A 15,554-nucleotide genomic window follows, 5' to 3' on the forward strand; every position below is an offset into this window, starting at 1 on the left:
GCGGCGTACCTCGCGTCGAGTTTCAGCCGATCTTGGCCCGGGCGAACTCTACGACACCCGCCAGCGCCGGAATCAGCGCCGGGATGTCGTCACCGCCGCCCTGGGCCATGTCCGGGCGACCGCCGCCTTTGCCGTTGACCTGGCTCGCGACATGGGAAATCAGTTCTCCCGCCTTGAGCTTGGCCAGTCCCGCACCGTTCACGCCAGCGACCAGCGAGGCCTTGCCGTCCGCTGCAGCGGCCAGCACGACCGCGCAGTCGCCGAGTTTGTTGCGCAGGGCCTCGACCGCCTCGCGCAGCGTCTTCCCGTCCATGCCCTCGACGCGCCCGGTGACGATGCGGATGCCACCGATGCTCGGCGCCGCGTCGGCCAGTTCGTTCAACAGCGCGTTCGCGTTCTTCGCCTTCAGCGCGTCGAGTTCCTTTTCCAGCTTCTTCTGACGATCCAGCAGCTGCTTGAGCTTGGCGACGACGTCTTCCTCGCTGGCACCGACCAGTTCGGACACTTCGTCCAGGCGTGACTCGCGGGTATCGACCAGCGCCATCGCACCGGCACCGGTCACCGCTTCGATACGGCGCACGCCGGACGCGATACCGCCTTCCGAGGTGATCTTCATCAGGCCGATGTCGCCCGTGCGCGCCACGTGTGTGCCGCCACAGAGTTCGGTCGAGAACTCGCCCATCTTCAGCACCCGCACGTGTTCGCCGTATTTTTCGCCGAACAGGGCCATGGCGCCGAAATCGAGCGCTTCCTGCATGCCCATGTGGTGCACTTCGGCGGCTTCGTTGCGGCGCACTTCGGTGTTGACGATGGTCTCGATCTGCTTTAGTTCGGCATCGGTCACCGGCTGGAAATGCGAGAAGTCGAAGCGCAGGCGGTCGGGCGCGACCATCGAGCCCTTCTGCTGCACGTGTTCACCGAGCACCTGGCGCAGCGCCGCGTGCAGCAGATGCGTCGCCGAGTGGTTCAGCACGATCGCACCGCGACGATCGGCATCCACCTCGGCCACGACCTGATCGCCGAGCGTCAACGACCCGCTGGTCAAGGCACCGACATGGCCGTGATAGACGCCCGCCAGCTTGATCGTGTCCTCGACCACGAACTCGGCATTGCCGAGACGCAGCACGCCGGTGTCGCCAACCTGTCCGCCCGACTCGGCGTAGAACGGGGTGCGATCGAGGATCACCACGGCACGTTCGCCGCTGGCGATCGATGACCGCGTCTGGTTCGCGACCAGCAGGCGCTCGATCTTCAACGCCTTCGCGCTCAGCTCGGCATAGCCAAGGAACTGTGTCGCCGCGAGGCCCGCCGACTGTTCCGCCGAAATGGCGAAGCCCTGATCGAACTTGCTGGCGGCGCGCGCACGCTCGCGCTGCATCTCCATCGCTTTCTCGAATCCGGCCAGGTCGACCGCCAGCCCACGCTCACGCGCGACATCGGCGGTCAGGTCAAGCGGGAAGCCGTAGGTATCGTAGAGCTTGAATGCATCGTCGCCGGCAATCTGCTTCGCACCCTTCGCAGTGATCTCCTCGAACACCTTCATGCCCTGGTCCAGGGTTTCGGCGAAGCGTTCTTCCTCGTTCTTGAGGATGCGCTCGACCTGGGCCTGCTTCTGTGCAAGTTCCGGGTAGGCGCCGCCCATCTCCGCGACCAGGGTTTTCACCAGCGTCGAGAAGAACAGCGACTTGCAGCCGAGCTTGTGGCCGTGGCGCAGCGCGCGGCGGATGATGCGGCGGAGCACGTAGCCGCGGCCTTCGTTCGAGGGCAGCACGCCGTCGACGATCATGAAACTGGTCGCGCGGATATGGTCGGCGATGACGCGCAGCGACGGATTCGACAGGTCGCTGGTCGCGGTCGCCTTGGCCGCGGCCTCGACCAGGTGCTTCATCAGGTCGATGTCGTAGTTCGAGTTGACGTGCTGCAGCACCGCTGTCAGGCGCTCCAGACCCATGCCGGTATCGACGCAGGGCTTCGGCAACGGCGTCAGCGTGCCGTCGGCCGAACGCTCGAACTGCATGAACACGAGGTTCCAGATCTCGATGTAACGATCGCCGTCCTGCTCCTCCGAACCGGGCGGACCGCCGGCCACGGACGGACCGTGGTCATAGAAGATTTCCGAGCACGGCCCGCAGGGACCGGTGTCGGCCATCTGCCAGAAATTGTCGGACGCATAAGGCGCGCCCTTGTTGTCGCCGATACGCACGATGCGCTCCGCCGGCACACCGACTTCCTCGTTCCAGATCGCATAGGCCTCGTCGTCGGTCTGATAGACCGTGACCCAGAGCTTGTCGGCGGGCAGCGCGTAGACGTTCGTCAGCAGCTGCCAGGCGTAGTGGATGGCGTCGCGCTTGAAATAGTCGCCGAAGCTGAAGTTGCCGAGCATCTCGAAGAAGGTGTGATGGCGCGCGGTATAGCCAACGTTTTCGAGGTCGTTGTGCTTGCCGCCGGCGCGCACGCAGCGCTGCGCGGTCACGGCACGGCTGTAGCTGCGCTTCTCGGCGCCGAGGAACATGTCCTTGAACTGGACCATGCCCGAGTTCGTGAACAACAGGGTCGGGTCGTTGCCCGGCACCAGCGGACTCGATGGCACATGCTCGTGCCCCTTCGACTTGAAGAACTCGATGAACGCGGTGCGGATGTCGGCGCTGGACTTCATGGGAATACCAAGGGGTCGGAAGACCGCCGATTCTAGCGGAGCGGAGGCCGAGTCCAAGCTCGGATCAGCGAAACCGGGAACGGCAGCGCCGACGCTGCGCTTGTCCTAACATCGCCCCATGCTGCTGCGCATCACCCTCATGCTGTTGCTCCTGTCTTGGCATCCGCCGACGCGGGCGGACGCCGCGGCGGTCGCGAGCAGCGAACCGGCGGAGGTTGCGGCCCTGCGCAGCGATCGCTCGCAGTCGGCGGAGACCTTGCTGGCGAAACTGGAAACCTGGGGCAAGGCGGCACCAACGCCACTCGCTGGGGGTTGGGCCAAGCTGGCCATGGGCGAGTTCTACGATGAATTGGAACAGCCCGATCGCGCCTACGAGCTGCTGAACGCCGCGGTGTCTGTGGCGGACAGCGAAGGCGCCCGTGACTTGTCCATGGCCGCGAACAGTCGACTCGCGTCGATGTATGCGAATCGTGGCGACTCGACCCGCGCCGCCGGCGTGCTCGAGGTAATGGAAGGCCTCGCGCGTCAGTCCGGACGTCGCGACTGGCAGGCGCTCTGGGCTTACAACCGCGGGGTCATGGAACGCAAATTGGGCCAGTTCCCGGAAGCGATGCAGTTCTTCGCGCAATCGGCCGAGGATGCGCGCGCCGGCGGCGACACGGCGCAGCAGGCGCGCGCCCTCAATGCGCTGGGCCTGGTGCTGGCGCGAACCGGCAAATTCGCGGATGCGCTGAGCAAACACAACGAAGCCCTCGATCTCGCCCGCCGCACCGGCGACCAGGCCGAAATCGCGCGCACCTACCGCATGCTGGGCTTCCTGCACCGCAACCTCGATGACGAGGAACTCGCGGCGCAGAACATCCGCGAAGCCTTGACCCACCTCGGCCCGCGCGATGTGCGTGAAGGCATCGCGCTGCGCGGGGAACTGTCCCGGTCGCTGCTGAAGATGGGCCAGATCGACGAAGCCGCGCGTTACGGCGAAGAGGCGTCGGAAGCCGCGATGTCGCTCGGCAGCCCGCCGAACAAGGTCAACTCGTTCACCGCCTTGTCGGATGTACGGCTCGCGCAGGGACGCGTCGATGACGCCGACCTGTGGTCACGCCGTGCCGCCGAGCAGTTCAATTCCGTGGCGATCCGAGACCAGGTACAGATCCACGCCAACCGGACCCGCGTGGCCGGTGCCCGGGGTGATTTCAAGACGGCCTTGAGCGAAGCCCGCGCTACCGTCGACGGGGCGCGCAAGCTCGGCGACAAGGTGCTGGAACGCGGCGCGCTGGACGAGTTGTCCGACATCGAACTCGCCACCGGCGACGCAATGGCGGCGATGGCCACGCGCAAGGCGTTCCAGCAACTCGACAAGAACCTCGCCATCGACGTGGCCGGCCGCCGTGTCGCAATCCTTGAAGGCAATCTCGCGGCGCAACGGGCCGAATCGCAACGCGCCCTGCTCGTTCGCGACAACCAGATCCAGACGCTGCGACTGGCCCGCCAGCGCCTGCTCGGCATCGCGCTGATCGTCGGCTTTTGCGCATTGGCGGTCTTCGTGGTGATCCTGTTCCGCCGTGTCCGCGAGACCCAGCGCCTGCATGCGGCACTCGTCGCCAGCGCCGCGGAACTGGAACGGGTCGCCAGCACCGACGCGCTCACCGGCGTCGCCAATCGCGGCGCGGTGACCGCCCAGTTCGAGCAACTGCTGGCGCAATCACAATCCGGTTCGCACGCGCTCGCAGTCCTGTTGATCGACATCGACCACTTCAAGAAGGTCAACGATTACCATGGTCATCTGGCCGGCGATGCGGTCCTGCGCGAGGCGGCGCAACGCATGCGCGCTGCCCTGCCCGATTCGGCACGCTTCGGGCGCTGGGGCGGTGAGGAATTCATCGCGATCCTGCCCGGCATCGAACCCGCGGAAGTGAACGCCATCGCCGAACGCGTGCGCGTCGTGGTCGCCGCCACGCCGTTCCGGTACGACACGCATGAAATGACGGTGAGCATCAGCATCGGCGTGGCCACCGCGCCACGCCCTGAACGCCGCGGCATCGATCGCCTGATCGCAACCGCCGACGCCGCGCTCTATCGCGCCAAGCACGGCGGGCGCAATCGCGTCGAGACGGGCTAGCCGCTCGCTACAGCGGTTCTGCGCGCTGGAACAGTACCCACGACGTGGCGATGTATTTGTCGCCGCCCTTCGGCATGTTGCCGCGGTGGGTATGAGTGAAGGCGGCCGGTGCGATCAACAGGGCGCCGGCCTTGGGCGCGAACTTGCGTCGCTGATGGTAGAACTCGGTCTCGCCCTCGGCGAAGCCATCGTTGAGATAGAGCGTCCACAGCAGCGTGCGGTGCAACGACTCGCCACGGTCCGCTTTCGGGCCGAGCTCGCAATGCCAGCGCGGATAGCCGCCTTCGTCGGCCAGGTATTTCTGCAAATTCACGACGCCGGGACGGAACGCCTTGGTCACGACGGACCGCAAGGTCGCGTCGGGCAAGTTCGCCAGCGTTTCCGCATCGAGCGACTTCTTTTGCCCGGTTGCGGGATCGACGATGTTCAGCCAGTGCGGACCGAGGATGGCAAACGGATACTTGCGCACGTATTGCAGCAGGCAGGCCAGCATCGCGTCGTTCAACATCTGCTCGGCGTCGGCCCAGCGCGGCTTGCCGGTGAGACTGATGTCCCAACTGTTCTTGTGCGCCACGTCCAGGCCACCCGCGGTGAGCCCGCGCGTCGCTCCGCCATCGGCCTCGAAGTCCTGGAGCAGTGCCGCGCAAATGTCGTGCGGCAGCACGTCGTCATAGACCTCGATGAAATCGTCGCTGCTCATGGAACGGGCTCCTTCATTCTAGCCGCGTAGTCTAGCCGAGTGCCGACAATTGCCAGAGCACGCGCGCGATCAGCCCGAGCACCGCAACGAGGAACACGCGCCGGATGAAGGCATCGCCCTTGCGGATGGCGAGCTTGCTGCCGACGAAACTGCCAAGCATGTTGCCGATGACCAGGGGCAATGCCACCGGCCAGACCACAAAGCCGCTGAGCATCAGGCTGAGCCAGGACGAGACATCGGCAGCGACATTGGCCAGCTTTGCCAGTGCCGATGCAGCGAGGAAATCGAAACCGACCAGACCGACGAAGGCAAAGACCATCAAGGTGCCGGTGCCGGGACCGATCAAGCCGTTGTAGTAGCCCGTCACCGCGCCGACGAGTCCGGCACGCCGGCGCATCGACACGGCATCGGCCGGCAAGTGCTCGCGCTGGCCGAAATCCTTGCGGAACGCGGTGTACACGGCGAGCAGCACGCAAATGGCAAGCACGACGTACTTGAGGACATCGCCATCGATGCGCTTGGCGAACTGCACGCCGAGCGCCGAACACAGGGTCGCCGCAAGGCAGGTCCACAGCACCAGCCGCCGATCAAGCTTCACCACCTTGAGATAGTTCCAGGCGGCAACGGACGTGCCGAAAATCGAACTGGTGCGCTGGGTCGCGATGACCTGCAGGATCGAGAATTCCGGAAACAGATTGACCATGGCCGGGGTCATGATCAGGCCGCCACCGCCGACGATGCTGTCGAGCAGTCCCGCACAGAATGCCGCCATCCCGGCGAGCAACAAGGTCTCGGCTGCCATCGCTCAATCATCGACCTCGGCGCGGGTGACGGCACGCACCGTTGCACCGTCGAAGCCGCGCGCGGCCAGCCATGCCGCACGCTTCTGGCGCTCCTTGTGATCGGCTGCCTCGGTGTCGCGGAACTTGGCCGAAAACACCCGTCTGGCGATGACCGTCCATGCCACTTCCGCAGTCGCGATCGCCGCGGTCGCAGCTTCTCGGACGATGCCATGCGACGCCAGTTCGGCGCGGATGCGCAGCGGCCCGTAGCCATCCAGCGCACGCCTGCGCACCAGCGATTCGGCGAAGCGGGCATCGCTCTGATAGTTGCGGTCGCCCATCTCGCCGACGACATCGCCGGCTTCCTCGGCGGCCACGCCCTTCTGCTGCAACTTGCGCTTCAGTTCACGCGCGGAGTGCTCGCGCCGCGACAACAGACCGAGCGCGCGTTCGCGGGGCGGGAGCGGCGGTTTTTCCTTGCGCATGGCTCACCTGATCAGCGCGCCCCGGCCATCCGCCGGGGCGATCTCGGGACACCCGGACTCAGGCTTCTTCGGTTTCTTCGGCATCGGCACCGCGGCCGACCGGCACCGCGACCGTGATCATCTTGGCGCGCAACTTGGCCTCGATGTCGTCGGTCATGGCCGGATGTTCCTTCAGGAACAGGCGGACATTGTCCTTGCCCTGGCCGATGCGCTCGCCGCTGTACGAATACCAGGCGCCGGACTTGTCGATCAGGTTGTTGGCGACGCCCATCTCGATGATTTCGCCCTCGCGCGAGGTGCCTTCGCCGTAGAGGATCTCGAACTCGGCCTGCCGGAACGGCGGCGCCACCTTGTTCTTGACGACCTTGACGCGGGTTTCCGAACCGATCACTTCCTCGCCGCGCTTGACTGCACCGATGCGGCGGATGTCGAGGCGCACCGAGGCGTAGAACTTCAGCGCGTTGCCGCCGGTGGTGGTTTCCGGGCTGCCGAACATCACGCCGATCTTCATGCGGATCTGGTTGATGAAGATCACCAGGCAGTTCGACTTCTTGATGTTCGCGGTCAGCTTGCGCAGGGCCTGGCTCATCAGGCGCGCCTGCAGGCCGACATGCGAATCACCCATCTCGCCTTCGATTTCGGCTTTCGGCGTGAGGGCGGCCACCGAGTCGATGACCACGATGTCGACCGCGTTCGAACGCACCAGCATGTCGACGATCTCCAGCGCCTGTTCACCGGTATCCGGCTGCGACACCAGCAGGTCGTCGACATTGACGCCCAGCTTCGCGGCATAGCTCGGATCGAGCGCGTGTTCGGCGTCGACAAAGGCCGCGGTGCCGCCGGCACGCTGCGCGCTGGCGATGACCTGCAGAGTCAAGGTGGTCTTACCGGACGATTCCGGGCCATAGATTTCGACGATGCGGCCGCGCGGCAGGCCGCCGATGCCGAGCGCGATGTCGAGGCCGAGCGAGCCGGTCGAGACCGCCTCGATCACGTCGGCCTGACGGTCACCCATGCGCATGACCGTGCCCCGGCCGAACTGCTTGTCGATCTGCGCCAAAGCGGAAGTCAGGGCGCGCTTCTTGTTGTCATCCATGGGGATGTCCTCGGATCAGTGATGAAGGGATGGACGCAGCCTGACAGCGCGCATTCTCAGAACGCGAGACGTCGTCCGGTGACCGGCAAAGTATCCCACAGGCCGATGTGCCGCTTCGGTGACGAGCGGGCCCGAGCCTGCGAGATTTCGGAATCGTCAACGCGGACGCAGCAACTGCAGTCCGGGCAGTCCGGCGAAGTCCTGCTCGTTGAGCGTGAACAGGGCGTAGCCGTGCTCGATGGCCTGGGCGGCGATCCAGAGATCGTTGTAGCGCGGGCGTGGCGAGCGGCCGGCTCGGCGAACCGTGGCCGCGAGTACGCCAAAGGCCGATGCAGTGTGCCGCGTCACCGCGACCACCGGTCGCCGTTCGACCTGGCGCAGGTAGGCACCGCGCCGCGCACGCTCACCCGGATCGACGCAGGACTCGACACCGAATCGCAGCTCACCCAGCGACACCGCCGACGCGTACACCGGCGCGTCGCCGCACGTCGAGATCACCGTCTCGTGCGATAACTCGCCAGCGCCGAGCGCAATCCAGATGCAACTGTCGAAGATCACGCCCACGGATCACGCACATCGTTGCCGAATTCGTCGCGGCTGTCGTCGAGCCAGCGCTTTGCATCGTCCACTGACACCATTGACTGCAGACCGGCCAGCGCCTGACGCGCCGTCATCCGACGTGGCGCAGGTACCAGTTCGGCGATCGGGCGTGCATTCCGCTCGACCACGATGGTCTCGCCCTCGCTCAACACCTGATCGAGGATTTCACGGGTACGTCGTGCGAGTTCGGTGGCGGTCACGGTGGTCATGGTCGCATCATGCGATCAATACGCACTTTACGCAATATGTGCACCCGTTTCAGACCGCCTATCTTCCCGCCAGCAACCGCTCCAGCCCGGCGAAGACTTCGGCAACGGTGGCGCGGCGAATGGCGTCGCGGTCGCCGGCGAAGTGGAAGATCTCGGCGACCGGACGATGGTGGCCGAAGCCCCAGGCGATCCAGACCGTGCCGACGGGTTTGTCTTTCGTTCCACCGGTCGGGCCGGCGATGCCGGTGATCGCGACCGCCATGTCGGCACGCGAGCGCGAGAGCGCACCGCGCACCATTTCGATCACCGTTTCACGACTGACTGCGCCGTGCTGCTCCAGCGTCTGCCGCGGCACGCCGAGCATGGCTTCCTTGGCATCGTAGCTGTAGGCCACGAATGCGCAGTCGAACCAGGCCGAACTGCCAGGCACTTCGGTGACCACCTTGGCCACCCAGCCGCCGGTGCAGGACTCGGCGGTGGCGAGTTTCAGTCGGGCTTCGAGCAGGCGCGTGCCAAAACGGGCAGCCTGCGCGTGCAGTTCGGAATCGGCAAGATTGGCGGTCGTGTTCATCCGCGCAGTATGCCAGCCGTGCTCGCGGCGATCACGGCCGCGATGGCGCTTCCTGCACCGCGGCCAGACGCTGCGACAGCTGCGCCGGTTCCAGATAGCCGCCCAGCACCGAACCGTCGCTGGCGATGATGGTCGGCGTGCCGAGCTTGGCGACCCGTTGCCCGAGTTGCATCGTTTCCGCGACCGGATGCGCGCAGGTCTTGCGCTGGTCCGCCGTGAGTTCGCCGTTCAGCATGCTCGCCGTCAGTGCGTCCTGCTGGTCGACTGCACACCAGACGAAGGCGGCCTTGTCGAAGGAGGCCGAAGGTTGCCCGGCACGCGGAAACATCAGGTAATCGACGGTGATGCCGGCGGCATTGATCGCGGACATTTGCTGATGCAGCTTGCGGCAGTAGCCACAGTCGACGTCGGTGAAGATGGTGATGCGATGCTTTTCATCGGCCGCGGCGAAACGGATCCGCCGATCGTCGCCGACCTTCGCCAGCAGCTCGCGGCGCAGGCCGTTCTCGGTCGCGGCGGTCAGGTCGGCACGCAGCTTCGCGTCGTACAAGCGCCCCTGCAGCAGATGCGCGCCATCGGCGCTGGCGTACAGCACGTCGCCGTTCACGACCACTTCGAACACGTCCTTCATCGCGGCGGGCCGGACCGATTCGATCGTCGCACCGGCAACGAGTTGCTGCACGGCCGCGCGCACCGCCGCCTCGTCGGCCTGCGCGGCGCTTGCCGCGAACACCGCTGCCATCACCATCCACTGCTTCATGGCCCGCTCCATCCATCGCCTGCCGATCGAGGCGAGCGTGCGACCGGGGATCTCGCCGCGAGTTCCCGTTCAGCCCGGGTCAGCCGCCGCCAACTGCTCCAGCAACGCGCGCGATGACTCGTCGGCCGGAAAGAAGGCTTCGACCGCGAGTTCCGACAAGGTCACATCGACCGGCGTGCCGAACACCGTGATCGTGCTGAACACCGACAGCACGCCATAGGGGGTCTGAATCCGCATCGGCACGACGACATCGGGATCGGGCGTGGTCAGGTGCGCGCCCGTCGCATCGCCCGCGGGCAGTTGCAGCAATTCGTCGTAAAGCGCCTGCAGCTGCAGGTCGCCGGTGGTGCGTGCCTGCCGCAACAATCGCGACAACAAGTGTTCCCGCAATTGCGCCAGATTCAGGATCAGCGGCGCAAGGCCCTGCGGGTGCAAGGTCATCCGAAGGACGTTCGCCGGCGGCGCCAGCAGCGAAGGTGCGACGCGATGCATCAGCCGCCGTGCGGCCGAATTCGCGCGCAGCAGGTTCCAGTGGCGATCCACGGCAATCGCCGGAAACGCACCGTGGGCGTTCAACACCAGTTCCACCGCCGCCATCGCCGACGCCAGCGCGCCCGCGTCCAGCGCATGCGCGGGAAAGGCCGGCGAAAACCCCGCCGCGAGCAACAAGGCATTGCGCTCGCGCAAGGGCACGTCAAGCAATTCCGCCAGGTGCAGCAGCATGCCGCGGCTCGGCCGCGAACGCCCGGTCTCGATGAAACTCAGATGCCGGGTCGAAATGCGCGCATCGCCCGCGAGTTCGAGTTGACTCAAGCGCCGACGCTGACGCCAGTCGCGGATTTGATCGCCGAAAGCAGAGGCGCGTGCAGTCATCGGAAGCTCCATGGCAAGAATCGATGCTAATCCCAGCGCCGCATGGACGGCAGCACCATTACCCGCCAGGTAATCGATTCGCCGCCGCAGCTCCGGCATCGTGGCCTGGAACCCCAACCCGGAGCACCGCGATGTCCACGATCCAACCCTCGTCCCTGCTGCGCCTTGCCCTGCGTCTCGATGCCGGCATCAGCCTCGCTTCCGGCCTGCTGCTGTGCGCGGCGCCCGGCTTCCTCGGCGAACGTTTCGCGTTGTCGCCGAACCTGCTGCTCGTCGTCGGCCTGATCTGCCTGCCTTACGCGGCGTTGCTGTGGTCACTCGCCGGACGCACGCAACTCGCGAGCGCTGGCGTGATCGCCATTGTCGTCGGAAATCTGCTCTGGGCCGACGCCGCCCTGCTGCTGATCTTCGGCTACGGCGCTGCACCGAATGCCCTCGGCCAGGCCTATCTCACCACGCATGTCGTCGCGACGGCGACCTTCGCGGTACTTCAGTGGTTCGGCCTGCGCCGCTCCGCCAGCCGTTCTGCCCATCCCGTTGCAGCCTGACGCCATGATCGCCGAACGCTGCGTCCAACTCGTGCTGCTGGTTGCAGCCATCATCCACCTCGCGCCGATCAGCGGACTGGCCGGCGCCGAGGCCTTGCAACGCCTCTACGGCGTCGACCTGACCGATCCATCCACGTTGATGCTGATGCGCCATCGCGCCGTGCTGTTCGCACTGGTCGGACTGCCGCTGGTGATCGGCCTGTTCCTGCCGGCCTGGCGCGTTCCAGCGCTTTGCGGCGCAGTGATCAGCCTGAGCGCCTTCCTCGGACTGGCGACCACCCTACCCGCACTGAACCCGGCGCTGTTGCGCGCCGTCCAGATCGACATCGGCCTGATCCTGCTCATCCTCCCCGCCCTCGGGTGGTGCCTGCGCATGGGACAAGCACCCGGCTGATCACACGCACCGGGGCCGCTACACTGCGCGGCCCCGTTGCCAGCGCTGCATTCCACGTGTCCGACGACTATTCCCAGCACACCCCGCTGATGCGCCAGTTCTTCCGCGCCAAGGCGGAGTTTCCGGACACGCTGGTGTTCTTCCGGATGGGCGACTTTTATGAGTTGTTCTACGACGATGCCCGCAAGGCGGCGCGCCTGCTCGACGTGACGCTGACGCAACGCGGCCAGTCCGCCGGCCAGCCGATCCCGATGGCCGGCGTGCCCTATCACGCGGTGGAAGGCTATCTCGCCAAGCTGGTCAAACTCGGCGAATCGGCGGCGATCTGCGAACAGATCGGTGACCCGGCCGCGAGCAAGGGCCTGGTCGAACGCAAGGTCGTGCGCGTGATCACCCCGGGCACGCTGACCGACGAAGCCCTGCTCGAGGAGCGCCGCGACAACCTGCTGGTGTCGATCACGCGTGGCGGCGACCGTTTCGGCTTGGCCTGCGTCGATGTCGCCGGCGGTCGTTTCACCTTGTGCGAGATCGACGGCGACGCCGCGTTGTTGGCGGAGCTGGCGCGCTTGAATCCGGCCGAGACGCTGTTGGACGAAAACGCGCGCTGGCCCGAAGCCGTGGTCGCGATGACCGGCACGCGTCGGCGTCCGCCCTGGCATTACGAACACGCATCGGCGGAACGCGCACTCTGCGAATTCTTCGGCACCCGCGACCTGCGCGGCTTCGGCTGCGCCGACCTGAAGCTCGCGGTCGGCGCGGCCGGTGCGCTGCTCGCTTACCTGAAGGACACGCAACGGGCCGCGTTGCCGCACCTCACTCGCCTCGCGGTCGAATCCAGCGACGACACCATCGCGATGGATGCCGCGACGCGCCGCAATCTCGAACTCGATGCGCAGACCAGCGGGCGCGGCGGTGCCACCCTGTTCTCGGTCATCGATACCAGCGTCACGCCGATGGGCGGACGCCTGCTGCGACGCTGGCTGCATCGCCCGCTGCGCACCGCAACCGTCTTGAAGTTGCGCCATCAGGCGATCGCGGCCCTGATCGATGCCGGCGCGCCGGGTGCGTTGCGCGAGCTCTTGCGCGGCATCGGCGACATCGAACGCATCCTCACCCGCGTCGCGCTGCGTTCGGCACGACCGCGCGACCTGTCGACACTGCGCGATGCGTTGCGGCTCGCACCCGATCTGCAGCAGCGGCTCACGGCGATCGATAGTCCGCGCCTGCACGAACTCGCTGCGCAACTCGGTCGTCACGATGACAGCGCCAACTTGCTGGCCCGCGCGATCCTGGAGCAGCCACCGGTGCTGCTGCGCGACGGCGGCGTGCTGCGCGACGGCTTCGACGCCGAACTCGACGAGTTGCGGATGCTGTCGACGAATGCCGACCAGTTCCTGATCGACCTCGAAGCGCGCGAACGCGCGGCCAGCGGCATCGCGACGCTGAAAGTCGGCTACAACCGCGTGCATGGCTATTACATCGAGATCAGCCACGCCCACGCCGACCGCGCGCCGACGCACTACACACGCCGTCAGACCATCAAGGGCGCCGAGCGCTACATCACCGAAGAGCTGAAGACCTTCGAGGACAAGGTGCTGTCGGCGAAAGAACGCGCGCTGATGCGCGAAAAGGCGCTGTACGAACAGCTGCTCGATGCCTTGAACGCGTGCCTTGAAGCACTGCGCGATGCCGCCGCCGCATTCAGCGAGATCGACGTGCTGAGCGCACTCGCCGAGCGCGCCGAAGCGCTGAACTGGACGATGCCGGAACTGGTCGATGAATCCGGCATCACCATCGAACGCGGCCGTCATCCGGTGGTCGAAGCGGTGCGCAGCGATCCGTTCGAACCGAACGGCCTGCAGCTCGATCCATCACGGCGCATGCTGGTCATCACCGGCCCGAACATGGGCGGCAAGAGCACCTACATGCGCCAGGCCGCGCTGATCGTCCTGCTCGCGCACATCGGCAGTTTCGTCCCGGCCGATGCCGCCCGGATCGGGCCGATCGACCGCATCTTCACCCGCATCGGCGCCGGCGACGACCTCGCGGCCGGGCAATCGACCTTCATGGTCGAAATGAGCGAGACCGCGAACATCCTGCACAACGCGACCGAGCACAGCCTGGTGCTGATGGACGAGGTCGGACGCGGCACCAGCACCTACGACGGCCTCGCGCTGGCCTATGCCTGTGCGGTGCATCTCGCAGCGACGAACCGCGCCTACACCTTGTTCGCGACGCATTACTTCGAGCTGACCGCGCTCGCGAGCGAGATCGACGGCGTCGCGAATGTTCATCTGGATGCCGTCGAGCACGGCGACTCGCTGGTGTTCCTGCATGCGGTCAAGGACGGCCCGGCGAATCGCAGCTTTGGCCTTCAGGTCGCGGCCTTGGCCGGCGTGCCGAAGCCGGTCATTGCCGCCGCGCGTGCACGCCTGCTGGCGCTGGAATCGCGTCCGCTCGAATCGGCGGCAACGCCCACAGCGGCGAATGGCGCCGACATGCCGCGGCAATTCGGCCTGTTCGACGCCACGCCGCCCGCGCTCGACGCACTGCGCGCCCTCGACCCGGATGCGTTGAGCCCGCGCGAGGCGCTGGAAGCACTGTATCGATTGAAGTCCCTGCTGGGAGCACGCGCATGAGCATCGACGACCTCCGCCAGCAGATCGACACGCTGGACCGGCAACTGGTCGACTTGCTGGTCGAGCGCAGCCGCGTCACCGCCGCGATCGGCGCCTTCAAGCGCGAACGCGGGCTGGCGCTGTACGTGCCGGAACGCGAATCGGAATTGCTGAACGCGCGCCGCGAACAGGCGCAAGCCGCAGGTGCCGATCCGGACATGGTCGAAGACGTGTTGCGCCGGGTCATGCGCGGCTCCTATGCCTCGCAGGAAACCGCTCTGCCCGCGGTCGGCGACATCAGGCAACCCGTCGTCATTCTCGGCGGTCGCGGCGCCATGGGCCGATTGATGGCGGGCCTGTTCGAACGCTCGGGTTATCCCGTGCGCGTGATCGATGTCGACAACCTCGACGATCTTCCGGATGCGGTCGTCGATGCCGGCTTGGTGATGGTGTCGGTACCGATCGACCGCACCGCGCAAGTCATTGCCGCATTGCCGAAGCTGCCCGAACACTGCCTGCTCTGCGACATCACTTCGGTCAAGCAGATGCCGCTGGACGCGATGCTGTCGGCGCATGCTGGGCCCGTGGTCGGCCTGCATCCGATGTTCGGCCCGGACGTGAAGAGTCTGGTCAAGCAGGTCATCGTCGTCTGCCACGGTCGCGAGTCTTCACGCTACGACTGGCTGCTGCGCCAGCTTGAAGCCTGGGGTGGCCTGCTGCGCGAGGAATCGCCGGCCGCGCACGATCAGTCGATGCAGATGATCCAGGCGATGCGTCACTTCACGACGATTGCCTACGGCGTGTTCCTGTCACGCCAGCCCGCCGACCTGGAACGCCTGCTGCGCCTCAGTTCGCCGATCTATCGCCTTGAACTCGCGATGGTCGGCCGACTGTTCGCGCAAAGCCCGATGCTCTACGCCGACATCATGCTGCAGGCCGATCACCTGCCCGACCTGATCTCGGACTACCGGCATGCGCTCGATGAACTGCTCGCACTGGTGCGCGGCGACGATCGCGAAGGCCTGGTCGCGCGCTTCCGCGCCGTGCAGGCCTACTTCGGCGACCTCGCCCCGAAACTGCTCACCGAAAGTGCCGACCTGCTGCGCAAGATGCATGACGCCCAGGGGGGCAAAGCCGGTTGAC

At 66.2% G+C, this 15,554-nt stretch carries 15 protein-coding genes; 5 read left to right on the forward strand and 10 right to left on the reverse strand.

The window, feature by feature from the left end; all coding sequences use genetic code 11:
• Positions 1–22 precede the first annotated feature (22 nt).
• Positions 23–2,656, reverse strand: a complete 2,634-nt coding sequence (alaS, locus tag IPP28_12885; protein ID MBL0041909.1) for an alanine--tRNA ligase — start codon at positions 2,654–2,656, stop codon at positions 23–25.
• 118 nt (positions 2,657–2,774) lie between these two features.
• Between alaS and IPP28_12890 the strand changes: the two genes are divergently transcribed.
• Positions 2,775–4,775, forward strand: coding sequence for a diguanylate cyclase (locus IPP28_12890; protein MBL0041910.1), 2,001 nt, complete (start codon positions 2,775–2,777; stop codon positions 4,773–4,775).
• A gap of 7 nt (positions 4,776–4,782) precedes the next feature.
• On the opposite strand, the gene IPP28_12895 is transcribed toward IPP28_12890, so the two are convergent.
• From IPP28_12895 to IPP28_12935, 9 genes are all read right to left on the reverse strand, one after another.
• A complete protein-coding gene (locus tag IPP28_12895; protein ID MBL0041911.1) occupies positions 4,783–5,475 on the reverse strand; it encodes a 2OG-Fe(II) oxygenase in 693 nt (230 codons plus the stop codon).
• A gap of 31 nt (positions 5,476–5,506) precedes the next feature.
• A complete protein-coding gene (locus IPP28_12900) occupies positions 5,507–6,277 on the reverse strand; it encodes a sulfite exporter TauE/SafE family protein (protein MBL0041912.1) in 771 nt (256 codons plus the stop codon).
• Positions 6,278–6,280: 3 nt separating this feature from the next.
• The gene (locus IPP28_12905) at positions 6,281–6,742 is read right to left on the reverse strand and encodes a regulatory protein RecX (GenBank protein MBL0041913.1); all 462 of its coding nucleotides are present in this window, start codon (positions 6,740–6,742) and stop codon (positions 6,281–6,283) included.
• Positions 6,743–6,800: 58 nt separating this feature from the next.
• Entirely contained in the window at positions 6,801–7,838 is a 1,038-nt protein-coding gene (recA, locus tag IPP28_12910) for a recombinase RecA (GenBank protein ID MBL0041914.1), read from the reverse strand.
• Positions 7,839–7,994: 156 nt separating this feature from the next.
• Complete coding sequence (locus IPP28_12915; protein ID MBL0041915.1) at positions 7,995–8,402, reverse strand: type II toxin-antitoxin system VapC family toxin; 408 nt, start codon at positions 8,400–8,402, stop codon at positions 7,995–7,997.
• A complete protein-coding gene (locus tag IPP28_12920) occupies positions 8,393–8,647 on the reverse strand; it encodes a type II toxin-antitoxin system Phd/YefM family antitoxin (protein MBL0041916.1) in 255 nt (84 codons plus the stop codon). Before IPP28_12920 ends, IPP28_12915 begins: the two co-directional genes overlap by 10 nt.
• Before the next feature lie 58 nt (positions 8,648–8,705).
• On the reverse strand, positions 8,706–9,218 hold the full coding sequence (locus tag IPP28_12925; GenBank protein MBL0041917.1) for a CinA family protein: 513 nt from the start codon (positions 9,216–9,218) through the stop codon (positions 8,706–8,708).
• Positions 9,219–9,249: 31 nt separating this feature from the next.
• Positions 9,250–9,978 carry a DsbC family protein gene (locus IPP28_12930; protein ID MBL0041918.1) on the reverse strand — a complete coding sequence of 243 codons (729 nt, stop codon included), beginning with the start codon at positions 9,976–9,978 and terminating at the stop codon, positions 9,250–9,252.
• Positions 9,979–10,047: 69 nt separating this feature from the next.
• The gene (locus IPP28_12935; protein ID MBL0041919.1) at positions 10,048–10,851 is read right to left on the reverse strand and encodes a helix-turn-helix transcriptional regulator; all 804 of its coding nucleotides are present in this window, start codon (positions 10,849–10,851) and stop codon (positions 10,048–10,050) included.
• Between the two features lie 131 nt (positions 10,852–10,982).
• On the opposite strand from IPP28_12935, the gene IPP28_12940 reads away from it, so the two are divergent.
• The 4 genes from IPP28_12940 (at position 10,983) to tyrA (ending at position 15,553) form a co-directional block, all read left to right on the forward strand.
• Complete coding sequence (locus IPP28_12940) at positions 10,983–11,399, forward strand: hypothetical protein (protein MBL0041920.1); 417 nt, start codon at positions 10,983–10,985, stop codon at positions 11,397–11,399.
• A gap of 4 nt (positions 11,400–11,403) precedes the next feature.
• A complete protein-coding gene (locus tag IPP28_12945) occupies positions 11,404–11,793 on the forward strand; it encodes a phosphopantetheine adenylyltransferase (protein MBL0041921.1) in 390 nt (129 codons plus the stop codon).
• Positions 11,794–11,882: 89 nt separating this feature from the next.
• Complete coding sequence (mutS, locus tag IPP28_12950) at positions 11,883–14,432, forward strand: DNA mismatch repair protein MutS (protein MBL0041922.1); 2,550 nt, start codon at positions 11,883–11,885, stop codon at positions 14,430–14,432.
• Positions 14,429–15,553, forward strand: a complete 1,125-nt coding sequence (tyrA, locus tag IPP28_12955; GenBank protein ID MBL0041923.1) for a bifunctional chorismate mutase/prephenate dehydrogenase — start codon at positions 14,429–14,431, stop codon at positions 15,551–15,553. Before mutS ends, tyrA begins: the two co-directional genes overlap by 4 nt.
• The last annotated feature ends 1 nt before the right edge of the window (position 15,554 follow it).

This window comes from Lysobacterales bacterium (assembly GCA_016721845.1).
In the GTDB taxonomy this organism is placed as follows: Bacteria; Pseudomonadota; Gammaproteobacteria; order Xanthomonadales; family Ahniellaceae; genus JADKHK01.

What these genes read in the sequence shown, in the direction of transcription:
- alaS (MBL0041909.1), bottom strand. Translation starts at nt 2,656, where the DNA reads ATGAAGTCCAGCGCCGACATCCGCACCGCGTTCATCGAGTTCTTCAAG.
- IPP28_12890 (MBL0041910.1), top strand. Translation starts at nt 2,775, where the DNA reads ATGCTGCTGCGCATCACCCTCATGCTGTTGCTCCTGTCTTGGCATCCG.
- IPP28_12895 (MBL0041911.1), bottom strand. Translation starts at nt 5,475, where the DNA reads ATGAGCAGCGACGATTTCATCGAGGTCTATGACGACGTGCTGCCGCAC.
- IPP28_12900 (MBL0041912.1), bottom strand. Translation starts at nt 6,277, where the DNA reads ATGGCAGCCGAGACCTTGTTGCTCGCCGGGATGGCGGCATTCTGTGCG.
- IPP28_12905 (MBL0041913.1), bottom strand. Translation starts at nt 6,742, where the DNA reads ATGCGCAAGGAAAAACCGCCGCTCCCGCCCCGCGAACGCGCGCTCGGT.
- recA (MBL0041914.1), bottom strand. Translation starts at nt 7,838, where the DNA reads ATGGATGACAACAAGAAGCGCGCCCTGACTTCCGCTTTGGCGCAGATC.
- IPP28_12920 (MBL0041916.1), bottom strand. Translation starts at nt 8,647, where the DNA reads ATGACCACCGTGACCGCCACCGAACTCGCACGACGTACCCGTGAAATC.
- IPP28_12925 (MBL0041917.1), bottom strand. Translation starts at nt 9,218, where the DNA reads ATGAACACGACCGCCAATCTTGCCGATTCCGAACTGCACGCGCAGGCT.
- IPP28_12930 (MBL0041918.1), bottom strand. Translation starts at nt 9,978, where the DNA reads ATGAAGCAGTGGATGGTGATGGCAGCGGTGTTCGCGGCAAGCGCCGCG.
- IPP28_12935 (MBL0041919.1), bottom strand. Translation starts at nt 10,851, where the DNA reads ATGACTGCACGCGCCTCTGCTTTCGGCGATCAAATCCGCGACTGGCGT.
- IPP28_12940 (MBL0041920.1), top strand. Translation starts at nt 10,983, where the DNA reads ATGTCCACGATCCAACCCTCGTCCCTGCTGCGCCTTGCCCTGCGTCTC.
- IPP28_12945 (MBL0041921.1), top strand. Translation starts at nt 11,404, where the DNA reads ATGATCGCCGAACGCTGCGTCCAACTCGTGCTGCTGGTTGCAGCCATC.
- mutS (MBL0041922.1), top strand. Translation starts at nt 11,883, where the DNA reads ATGCGCCAGTTCTTCCGCGCCAAGGCGGAGTTTCCGGACACGCTGGTG.
- tyrA (MBL0041923.1), top strand. Translation starts at nt 14,429, where the DNA reads ATGAGCATCGACGACCTCCGCCAGCAGATCGACACGCTGGACCGGCAA.